At 65.2% G+C, this 9,630-nt stretch carries 7 protein-coding genes; 4 read left to right on the forward strand and 3 right to left on the reverse strand.

The window, feature by feature from the left end; genetic code table 11:
- Positions 1–95: 95 nt before the first annotated feature.
- Both AC1DXS_RS04795 and AC1DXS_RS04800 read left to right on the forward strand, forming a co-directional pair.
- Positions 96–1,208: a response regulator gene (locus tag AC1DXS_RS04795; RefSeq protein ID WP_477736426.1), complete on the forward strand. Its 1,113-nt coding sequence runs from the start codon at positions 96–98 to the stop codon at positions 1,206–1,208.
- Positions 1,205–4,627 (forward strand): response regulator, encoded by a 3,423-nt coding sequence (locus AC1DXS_RS04800; protein ID WP_477736427.1) that lies wholly within the window; start codon positions 1,205–1,207, stop codon positions 4,625–4,627. The genes AC1DXS_RS04795 and AC1DXS_RS04800 overlap by 4 nt, the downstream gene beginning before the upstream one ends.
- A gap of 9 nt (positions 4,628–4,636) precedes the next feature.
- On the opposite strand, the gene phhA is transcribed toward AC1DXS_RS04800, so the two are convergent.
- The 3 genes from phhA to hppD are packed head-to-tail and all read right to left on the reverse strand — an operon-like array spanning position 4,637 to position 7,524.
- Complete coding sequence (gene phhA / locus AC1DXS_RS04805; protein WP_477736428.1) at positions 4,637–5,542, reverse strand: phenylalanine 4-monooxygenase; 906 nt, start codon at positions 5,540–5,542, stop codon at positions 4,637–4,639.
- Positions 5,530–6,327, reverse strand: a complete 798-nt coding sequence (locus tag AC1DXS_RS04810) for a transporter substrate-binding domain-containing protein (protein WP_477736429.1) — start codon at positions 6,325–6,327, stop codon at positions 5,530–5,532. Before AC1DXS_RS04810 ends, phhA begins: the two co-directional genes overlap by 13 nt.
- Positions 6,328–6,378: 51 nt before the next feature.
- Positions 6,379–7,524, reverse strand: coding sequence for a 4-hydroxyphenylpyruvate dioxygenase (gene hppD, locus AC1DXS_RS04815; RefSeq protein WP_477736430.1), 1,146 nt, complete (start codon positions 7,522–7,524; stop codon positions 6,379–6,381).
- 117 nt (positions 7,525–7,641) lie between these two features.
- On the opposite strand from hppD, the gene AC1DXS_RS04820 reads away from it, so the two are divergent.
- Both AC1DXS_RS04820 and AC1DXS_RS04825 read left to right on the forward strand, forming a co-directional pair.
- Positions 7,642–8,115, forward strand: a complete 474-nt coding sequence (locus AC1DXS_RS04820; protein WP_477736431.1) for an Lrp/AsnC family transcriptional regulator — start codon at positions 7,642–7,644, stop codon at positions 8,113–8,115.
- 254 nt (positions 8,116–8,369) lie between these two features.
- Positions 8,370–9,119 carry an N-acetyltransferase family protein gene (locus tag AC1DXS_RS04825; RefSeq protein WP_477736432.1) on the forward strand — a complete coding sequence of 250 codons (750 nt, stop codon included), beginning with the start codon at positions 8,370–8,372 and terminating at the stop codon, positions 9,117–9,119.
- The last annotated feature ends 511 nt before the right edge of the window (positions 9,120–9,630 follow it).

The following is a 9,630-nucleotide window of genomic DNA, read 5'->3' on the forward strand; positions in this document are numbered from 1 at the left end:
AACCGTAGGGATAAGCGTCATTGCGCCGCGAATTTCCGGCCAGTTGCCGACAAAATACGGCTTGGCCCACCCAGAACACAACAGCGAAAGTTTGTATGCCCTTGATCGTGGTGATTGATGATGACGCAGGCACACGCATGCTGGTCACCCAGGTGCTCAAGAAGGAAGGCCACGAGGTGATGGAAGCGGACGACGGCGCCAAGGGCCTGGAGCTGATCCGCGAATTCAGGCCGGACGTGGTGGTGAGCGATATCCAGATGCCGCAGCTTGACGGCTTCGAGGTGCTCGACCGGGTGCGCAACGACGACGCACTGGCCACCACCGCCGTGATTTTGCTGACCTCGCTGCAAGACCGCACCCATATGCGCCAAGGCATGACCACCGGCGCCGACGATTACCTGACCAAGCCCTTCGCCCCGCAGGAGCTGCGCGAGGCGGTCAACGCGCAGCTCAACAAGCTCACCCGGGCGGAAGCCATGCGGGTCCAGGTGGTGGACAAGGCCGTCCAGCTGGCGCTGGTGGAGCAGGGCCAGAAGATCAGCGACCTCTACGAGATGCGTATGGCGCAGTCGCTGAGCCAGCAGTGGCCGGAAACCGGCGCGGTCCAGGACAACGACAAATTCGCCAGCGCGACGGTGCTGTTCGCCGACATGCGGGACTACGGCCTGTGGACGCAGTGCCTGTCCGGGCCTGAGCTCAGCGACGTCGTCAAGCGGCTCTACAGCAGCGTAGGGGACACGGTTTACCTGTTCGGCGCGCATTACATGCAGTTTGTCGGCGACGGCATGCTCTGCGTGTTTGTCGACGCCGCCGACACCCGCTCGGTCAACCACGGCCTGCGCGCGATTCGCGCGGCCCTGGGGCTGGCGGATGCCACCAAGCGCATAGACACCTATGTGCGCCAGCGCTTTCCGGAACGCGGCCTGCCTAACTTTTCCCTCGGCGTGGCCCTGCACAGCGGTCCCGTCGCCTTTGCGCGGCTGGACGGCTTGATAGGCCGTTCCGGCCAGACGACGCCGATAGGCGACACGGTCGCGGCGGCGCTCAGGTTGTTCCAGGGCCAGCCCCCGCTGGACTGGACCATCGCCGCCAGCGTGCAGGCCACCCGCATGGTGACCGGGGCGGTGCGCACCGGCCGGCGCGCGCTGGTGCAGATTGCCGGGCGCGCCAAGCCGCTCGATACCGTGGAAATCGTGGGGCTGGCATGACCGCGCCCCAGGTGGCGGCCGCGGCAGGCCGCCTGCGCGGGCGCAGCTGGTCGCTGCGCGCGGTGCTGGTCACCAGCCTGCTGCTGTTTTCGCTGGTGCCGGCCGCCACCGTGGGCTGGTTTTTGTACCGCAGCAACCTGCAAAGCGTGCAGACGCTGGCCGAAAAGACCGTGGACGGCGTGGCGCAGCGGGCGCAGATCAGCACCCAGGAGCACCTGGCGCAGGCACACGTCGTGCTCAACGGCCTGGTCAACGACCAGCCCGGCGAGGCCGGCGTGGCGCGCGCCCGCCAGCTGATCCAGAACCCCGCCTTGTTCGAGCAGACCGCGTTCGCCATGACCCGCATGACACCCCAGGTGCCCCACATGGTCCTGGCCACCCACCGCGGTGAATACCTGGGTGTCGAGGCGCTGGCCTCGGGCGGCGGCCACGCCACTCAGGTGGCGGTGCGCAAGGAAGGCGGGCAGGGCCGCACCTTCTTTACCGCCGAATATGCCGGTGACCGCCGGCAAAAAACCAGTACTGAAGCCGCGAACCATGAGCCCCGCACCCGCGCGTGGTACCAGGGGGCGATGGAGAACAAGGGCCGCAGCTTTACCGCCGTGGCTCCTTCGGAAGCCCACAACCAGCTGCTGATCACCCTGTCGCAACCTGTTTACGGCGTGGACGGCGGCTCGCTGGGCGTCTTCGCTGTCGACCTGCACCTGGCGCGCCTGAAAGAGCTGCTGCAGACCATGGTCTTCAGTGCCCACGGTACGGCTTTCCTGCTCGACGAAAACGGCTTGCTGGTCGCCAACTCCACCATAGACCCGCTGTTCTCCGCAGCGGAGGGCAAGCTTGAGCGCAGGCGCCCGATGGACAGCCGCAATGCCATCGTTCGCAGCGCCTACAACGAAGTCGCTTCCAGCCTGGGCAGGACGCTGCCCGACAGCGTGCAGCGCGTGGCCTTTCTGCACCGTGTGCCCATGGAAGGCGACACCCTGATCGTGGTGCTCAAGCCTTTCGGGGAAAACCTGGGTTTGCGCTGGAGCCTGGTGGTGGCCGCCCCCGAGAGCGATTTTGCCGCCGCCAGCCAGGCGGCCCTGCGCAACACCCTGGCCGTGATGGCGTTCGCGGTGGTGCTGGGTGCGCTGCTGGCGACCTGGCTGGCCTACCGCCTGAGCCGGCGCTTCCGGGCCCTGAGCGTCGCCGCCGGCCAGCTGGCGCGCGCTGAAGTGCCGCAGGTGCAGCAAAACGCCCGCATCACCGAGGTGCGCCAGCTGTCGCAGGCCATGCACGACAGCGCCGAAGAGATCCTGCGCAACCGCGCGGCCATCGATGCGCAGAACATCGCCCTGCAGGAAGCCAACGAGACGCTGGAGGCGCGGGTCGCCAGCCGCACCGCCGAACTGGCGGCGTCCCGCGAGGAGGCGCTTGCCGCGGCGCGCGCCAAGGCCGCCTTCCTGGCCACCATGAGCCACGAGATCCGCACCCCGCTCAACGGCGTGGTCGGCATGACCACCTTGCTCGCCGACACGCCGCTGGACCCCGAACAGCGCGACTACCTGCACACCATGCGCGTCTCCAGCGACCAGCTGCTGGGCGTGATCAATGACATTCTGGATTTTTCCAAGATCGAATCCGGCAAGCTGGACCTGGAAAACGAGCCGCTCAACCTGCTGGCCACCATCGAGGAGGCCTGCGACATCGGTGCGCCGCGCGCCAGGGAGAAGGGCCTGGAGCTGCTGGTCGACATGGGCGACGAACTGCCCACCTGGGTGCGCGGCGACGTCACGCGGCTGCGCCAGGTGCTGCTGAACTTCGTCAACAACGCCGTTAAGTTCACCGAGCACGGCCAGGTCATCGTCTCGGCCCACGTGCTCGAAGACGCCACGCCAGGGAGCGGGGGCTTGATCGAGTTTCGCGTCAAGGATTCCGGCATCGGCATCCCGCTGGACCGGCAGTCAGCGCTGTTCCAGTCCTTCACCCAGGTCGACACCAGCACCACCCGCAAATACGGCGGCACGGGGTTGGGGCTGGCCATCTGCAAGCGCCTGGCCGGGCTGATGGGCGGCAGCGTCGGGCTGGAGTCCGCGCCGGGGCAGGGCTCGACCTTCTGGTTCACCGCTCGGCTGGGCTACGCCGATGCGCCGGAAATCGCCCAGCTGTCTTCACTGCACATGGTCAGCCTGGCCGGCAAGCGCGTGCTGGTGGTGGATGACACCCCCGTCAACCTGCGCATCCTCGACAAGCAGCTCAGGCGCTGGGGCATGGAGCCCGCCCTGTTCGAGCGCGCCGGCGAGGCGCTGGAGTGGCTACGCAGCCAGCCGCCCATGGACGTGGTGGTCACCGACATGCATATGCCCGAGATGGACGGCCAGACCTTTGCCCAGGCGCTGCGCGAACGCCACCCGGCCACCCGCATCGTGCTGCTGACCTCGGGCACCATGCCCACCGGCGAGCAGGCCAAGGTGTTTGACGCGCGTCTGCTCAAGCCCTACCGCCAGTCCCAGCTGTTCGAGGCCATCGCGCGCATCACCTCGGCGCAGGAAACCGTCAAGGCCGTGGCCGAAGCCGGCAGGCCCCAGTTGCGCAACCAGTTCATCCTGGTGGCTGACGACAACGCCGTGAACCTCAAGGTTGCCCTGGCCATGCTGGCCAAGCTGGGCTACGAGGCCGCCACGGCCCTCAACGGCCGCGAGGCGGTGGACAGGGTCGCCGCTTCATTGCGCGCTGAAGGCGGCGTGAGCAGCCGTGACGGCCCGCGGCCCTACGCCGCCGTCCTCATGGATGCCAACATGCCGGTGATGGACGGCTTTGCCGCCTCGCGCGAGATCATCGGGGCCCACGGCGGCGCCGCGCCGCCCATCATCGCGCTGACGGCCTCGGTGCTCGAGGAAGACCGCCAGCGCTGCCTGGCGGCCGGCATGGTGGGTTTCCTGCCCAAGCCGCTGCGCATCGATGAGCTGTCGGAAGCATTGGCCCGCTACGCCCGCAAGCCCGAAGATGTGGGCGCCGCGAAAATCATGGCAGCCGAAGCGGCACTTGCCCAAGGCGGCCCAGCGGGGGCTGAGGCATCTTCCGTGGTCCTGATGGACTGGAGCCGCCTGGAGCAGTTCAAGGAGTTCGACGACGAGGAGCGCAGCATGACGCGCGAGGTGATCGCCCTGTTCGCCAGCGATGCGCCCAATCGCATGGATGACATACGCGCGGCGCTGGAGGCTTCGGACAGCGCCGAGCTCTCGCGGGCGGCGCATGCCCTCAAGGGCGCCGCGTCCAACGTCGGCGCAGAGGCCCTCAGCGATGCCTGTTTTGTGCTGGAGCAGTCCTGCCTGCAGGGCCAGTGGCCGGCTGATGCGGGCCAGCAGGTGGCAAGGGTGTGTGAGCTGGCCGAGCAGACCCGGCATGCACTCAACGACTGGATGGCCAGCCCGGCCTAGAGCCGTTTCTTAAGCCGCGGCCGGCGCCTGGGCCAATGCCTTGTAAAAAGGCGTGAAGTCCGGCTCCGTCAGGCGCAGCAGCGCGTCAAAGCTGTCGATCACGAAGTATTGCTGCTGGAAGGTGTCGATCTTGTAGGTTGACGACATGCAGCGCAGCAGCTCGGCGTTATCGCGCAGCGGGATGCGCTTGGGCTCGGACGACTCCACACTCCAGGCCAGCTCGCCCGGGCTGCTCAGGATGCCGGCGCCGTAGGCGCGGACGTCGTCGCCGCCTTTTTTGTCGTGCATCAGGCCGAACTCAATGGTGTACCAGTAGAGGCGCGAGAGCATCTCGACCGCGCCGGGAATCGGCTGCGTCCCGTGTGTGCCGTGCTCCAGCGCATGCGCCTTCAGCGCGCCTTTGCCGTAGGCCTGGATGTGGTCGGCATAGCTCGGGTCGAACAGCAGCGGCACATGGCCGAACAGGTCGTGGAAGATGTCGGGCTCGACGATGTAGTCGAACTCGGCCGGCGTGCGTATCCAGTCCGTCACCGGGAATTTGCGGTTCGCCAGCAGCGTGAAGAACGGCACCTCCGGGATCAGCCCCGGCACGCCCACCAGCTGCCAGCCGGTGGCCTTGAAGAGGCGTTCGTTGATGTCCTCGAAGCGCGGGATCGCGTCGCTCGCGCCCAGGCTGGGCAGGGCCTTGATGAAGGCGCTGCAGGCCCGTCCCGGCAGCAGGGCCGATTGGCGGGTGTAGAGGCGCCGGTAGGTGTCGTGGTCCTGCGCGGTATAGGCCGCGTAGTTTTGCGGGCAGGTGTAGTCCGCGTTGACCTGGCCGCCGCGCGCGTAGTCGCCGCGCGGCGGACGGTCGGACTGGCCGTACACCGCCGGCGGCGGAGTGTTGCTGCTTTTGCTGTCGGCTACTTCAGCCATTGGCTCTCCACACGTTGGTATTCGCCGCTGGCGCGCGCCAGGTGCAGCCACTGGTCGACGTAGGCCTTGAAGGGCACGTCGCCGCGCGGCAGCAGGTAGGCCATTTCGCCGTACTGCAGCGGTTTGTCGGGGTTGATCGCGCACAGGCCCGGCTTGAGCCTTTGCTGGGTGATGGCCTCGGCCGATTCGGTGACAAACACGTCGGCGCGGTTGGCCAGGATTTCGTCAAAAATCGTCAGGTTCTCGGGGTTGAGCCGCATCTGCGCCTGCTTGAAGTTGGCGCGGGCAAAGCGTTCGTTGCTGCCGCCCGGGTTGAAGATCACGCGCGTCGTCGGCTTGTCGATGTCGGCCACCGTCTGGTACTTGGCCACGTCGGCGCAGCGCGCGATAGGCGTCTTGCCGTTGACCATATAGGGCGCGCTGAAGAAGGCCTTCTTCTGCCGCTCGGTGGTCACCGAAATGCCGCCCACGGCCATGTCGCATTTGCTGGCCACCATGTCGGGCATCAGGTTGGACCAGCTGGTCTTGACCCATTCCGGCTTCACGCCCAGGCTGGCCGTCAGCGATGCCATCAGGTCCACATCGATGCCCTCGAAGCTGCCGTCCGGCTTCTGGAAGCTGAAGGGCTTGTAGTCGCCCGGCGTGCAGATGCGCAGCACGCCGGCTTTTTGCACGGCGTCCAGGCTGGAGGCGGTCTGGGCCGAAGCGGCGCCGCAGGCGAGCAGCGATGCCGAAGCGATGCCGAGCAGGGCCAGGGGGCGTTGCAGTTTCAGGCGAAGGGACATGGCAATCTCCGTAAGGGGGTGGTCAATGGGAGCTTTATTGTGCCCCGCCTGTCAGGCTGCCTTTGCGTTCGCAAGAACCCCGCGGCGCATCTGGTCCAGCTCTATGCTCTCGAACAGCGCCTTGAAGTTGCCCTCGCCGAAACCGTCGTCGCCCTTGCGCTGGATGAACTCGAAGAAGATGGGGCCGAGCTGGTTTTCGCTGAAGATCTGCAGCAGCAGCGCGCCCTTTTTCCCGTCGACCAGGATCTTGCGCTTCTTCAGGTCCGCCACGCTTTCGCCGTGGCCCGGGATACGCTTGTCGACCAGCTCGTAGTAGGTGTCTATGGTGTCCAGCAGCTTCACGCCGCTGGCACGCAGCGCGTCCACCGTGCCGAACAGGTCGTTGCTGCCCATGGCGATGTGCTGTATGCCCTCGCCCTGGTAGCGGTCCAGGTATTCCTGGATCTGGCCGGCCTTCTCGTTGCCCTCTTCATTGATCGGGATGCGGATCTTGCCGCAGGGGCTGGTCATGGCCTTGCTTTTCACGCCGGTGACCTGGCCTTCGATGTCGAAGTAGCGGATCTCGCGGAAGTTGAAGAGCCGCTCGTAAAAGCCGGCCCACTCGTCCATGCGGCCGCGGTGCACGTTGTGCGTCAGGTGGTCGATGTAGGTCAGGCCGTGGCCTACCGGGTTGAGCGCATCGCCGTCGATGCCGGGCAGCGGCTCGAAGTCGACGTCGTAAAAGCCGATGTTGCCGATGTCGCCGGGCTGCGCGCCGTTCTTGCCGCGCCATTTGTCGATGAAATAAATGATGGAGTCGCCGATGCCCTTGATGGCCGGGATGTTGAGCTCGCCCGGACCGGCCGTGTGGGCATAACCCCAGGCGCCCAGCGAGATGGCGCGCTCATAGGCGAATTTGGCGTCCTTCACGCGGAAGGCGATGGCGCAAACGCTGGGGCCATGCTGGCGCGCGAAGCGCTGCGCGAAAGAGTCGGGCTCGGCGTTCAGGATGAAGTTGATGCCGCCCTGCCGGTACAGCGTGACGTTCTTGTGCCGGTGCTTGGCGATCGGCTTGAAGCCCATGCGCACAAACAGCGCCGCCATGGCGGCCGGATCGGGCGCGGCGTATTCGATGAACTCGAAGCCGTCCGTGCCCATGGGGTTGTCCCAAGCCGCGCCTTGTTCAAAGTTCAGGGCGGCGTCGCTGCGTGCGTTCATGCGTGTCTCCAAAGTGTGGGGGTATGCATGGGACTTTAGCGGCGCCGGACCTCAGTTTTACTGCGAAATAGGGCGTTTAATTTGCCTTGAGCGCAGTAAACCTGCAAAATACGCAGTATGGAAACACTCGACAAGCTTGATCGTCACATTTTGCGCAAGCTTCAGGACGACGGCCGCGCCACCTATGACCAGCTTGCCGAACAGGTGGGCCTGTCGCCCAGCGCCGTGCTCAGGCGCGTCAAGCGGCTCGAGGAAAGCGGCGTCATAGACCGGTACGTGGCGCTGGTCAAACCCGAGGCGGTGGGCCTGGGTCTCACGGCCTACCTCAACGTGCGCCTCGAAAAGCACACCGAAAGCCACAAACGCAATCCCATGGACCTGTTCCGCGCCAGCGTGCAAACCTGGCCCGAGGTCGCCGAGTGCGCCGCGCTGACCGGCGAGATGGATTACCTGCTGCGGGTGCTGGTCGAGGACATGGCCCACTACAGCCGCTTCATCATGGACACCCTGCTCAAGCACCCCAGCGTGCAGGACTGCAAAACCAGCTTTGTCCTGGACCGGGTCAAGGCAACCACGGCCGTCCCTTTGTAAGGCGTGCGGCGGGTCAGGCGCATGTCAACAAATGGGTAGCCAATAGGGCTTGTGATGAATTTGGCGGAAGTCGGGCTTGGATTGTGTTGCTGCGACGCAACAAATTGCTGTGCGGCGCCGCTTCGCTATGATTTTTATAGCTGAAATACCCATGCTGGCGGGGCAATGGCGCTGATTTGAGCGGACCTCTCTATTCACGGCGCCTGAGTAACCCTTAGGCTGGGAATTCTAGGGAAAACCCTTATATTGAAGCCATGGTTTCACCCGGCACACTTTTAAAAGCATCCTACAACGCGAGCAAGGAGTTCTTCCGCCCGCCTGTAGCAGAGACGAGCGCATCCCCGCAGCCACCCGCTGCCGCGAACCCGCACGTCCAGCCGGTCATGGTCCCCATCCGTTCGATTGGCCCCAGCCACGGGGAACGCATCGCAGCCCATCTGCTGGCTTTGAGCGAGCACGACCGTTATTTGCGCTTTGGCTACTCGGCCAATGATGAACAGATACGCCGCTATGTCGACGGCCTGAACTTTGACCGCGACGAGATCTTCGGCATCTACAACCGCAAGCTGCAGCTGATCGCCATGGCCCACCTGGCGCATTCCACCGACCCCAACCTCAAGAGCTGCGCTGAATTCGGCGTCTCGGTGCTCGCCCAGGCCCGCGGCCGGGGCTACGGCTCGCGCCTGTTTGACCGCGCCGTGATGCATGCCCGCAACGACGGCGTCGACATGATGTTCATCCACGCGCTGAGCGAAAACACCGCCATGCTCAACATCGCCCGCAAGGCCGGCGCCACCATCGTGCGCGACGGCTCCGAAAGCGAGGCCTACCTCAAGCTGCCGCCGGCCGACCTGGATTCGCGCATGACCGAAATGGTCGAAGAGCAGATAGCCCAGACCGATTACCGCCTCAAGGTCCAGGCCAAGCAGTTCTGGGACCTGCTGGGCGCGATCCAGGAAGTGCGGCAAGGGGTGAGGGAGGGTAGGGACCGGATGCCCATGTAGTTTGGGTGACCTGGCCGGTCGGGCTGTCTGTTCCGGCTGCGTGTTCTCTGCTGAGGGTGGTTGGCCGGGGGTAGCCCGGCAGCTACTCACTTTTCTTTTGCTTCGCCAAAAGCAAAGTAAGCAAAAGAAAAGGCGACCCTGGTGTCTGCGTCCCTTCGCTTCGCTACGGGCAGCCTGTGGTGCTCGGTCCAGACGGGGTCAAAAACAACTCGCTTCGCTCAGACACGTTTTTGCCCTGATCCGTCTGGACCTGCGCTCCTCGGCGCAGACACAAGGGGCCCGACTACCAACAGCAAACAGCCGAAGACAGAATCCCGAATACCTGAAACCACAAGGACACGCCATGGCGTGTCCTTGTTTGTCTTCGTTTGTTCTTTGGTATTTGCCTTCTGTCCCCGATCCCGATTGCCCCGCAGCGCAGCGCAGGGGACCCAGACTGCGGGTCGCCTTTCTTTTGGGTACTTTTCTTTGGCGAAGCAAAGAAAAGTGCCTCGCCCGCCGGGGCGAGACC

Source organism: Polaromonas sp. P3_B1, from assembly GCF_056402935.1.

Coding starts and splice junctions, on each gene's coding strand:
- AC1DXS_RS04825 (WP_477736432.1), top strand. CDS start 8,370: ATGGTTTCACCCGGCACACTTTTAAAAGCATCCTACAACGCGAGCAAG.
- AC1DXS_RS04820 (WP_477736431.1), top strand. CDS start 7,642: ATGGAAACACTCGACAAGCTTGATCGTCACATTTTGCGCAAGCTTCAG.
- phhA (WP_477736428.1), bottom strand. CDS start 5,542: ATGGCTGAAGTAGCCGACAGCAAAAGCAGCAACACTCCGCCGCCGGCG.
- AC1DXS_RS04800 (WP_477736427.1), top strand. CDS start 1,205: ATGACCGCGCCCCAGGTGGCGGCCGCGGCAGGCCGCCTGCGCGGGCGC.
- AC1DXS_RS04810 (WP_477736429.1), bottom strand. CDS start 6,327: ATGTCCCTTCGCCTGAAACTGCAACGCCCCCTGGCCCTGCTCGGCATC.
- AC1DXS_RS04795 (WP_477736426.1), top strand. CDS start 96: ATGCCCTTGATCGTGGTGATTGATGATGACGCAGGCACACGCATGCTG.
- hppD (WP_477736430.1), bottom strand. CDS start 7,524: ATGAACGCACGCAGCGACGCCGCCCTGAACTTTGAACAAGGCGCGGCT.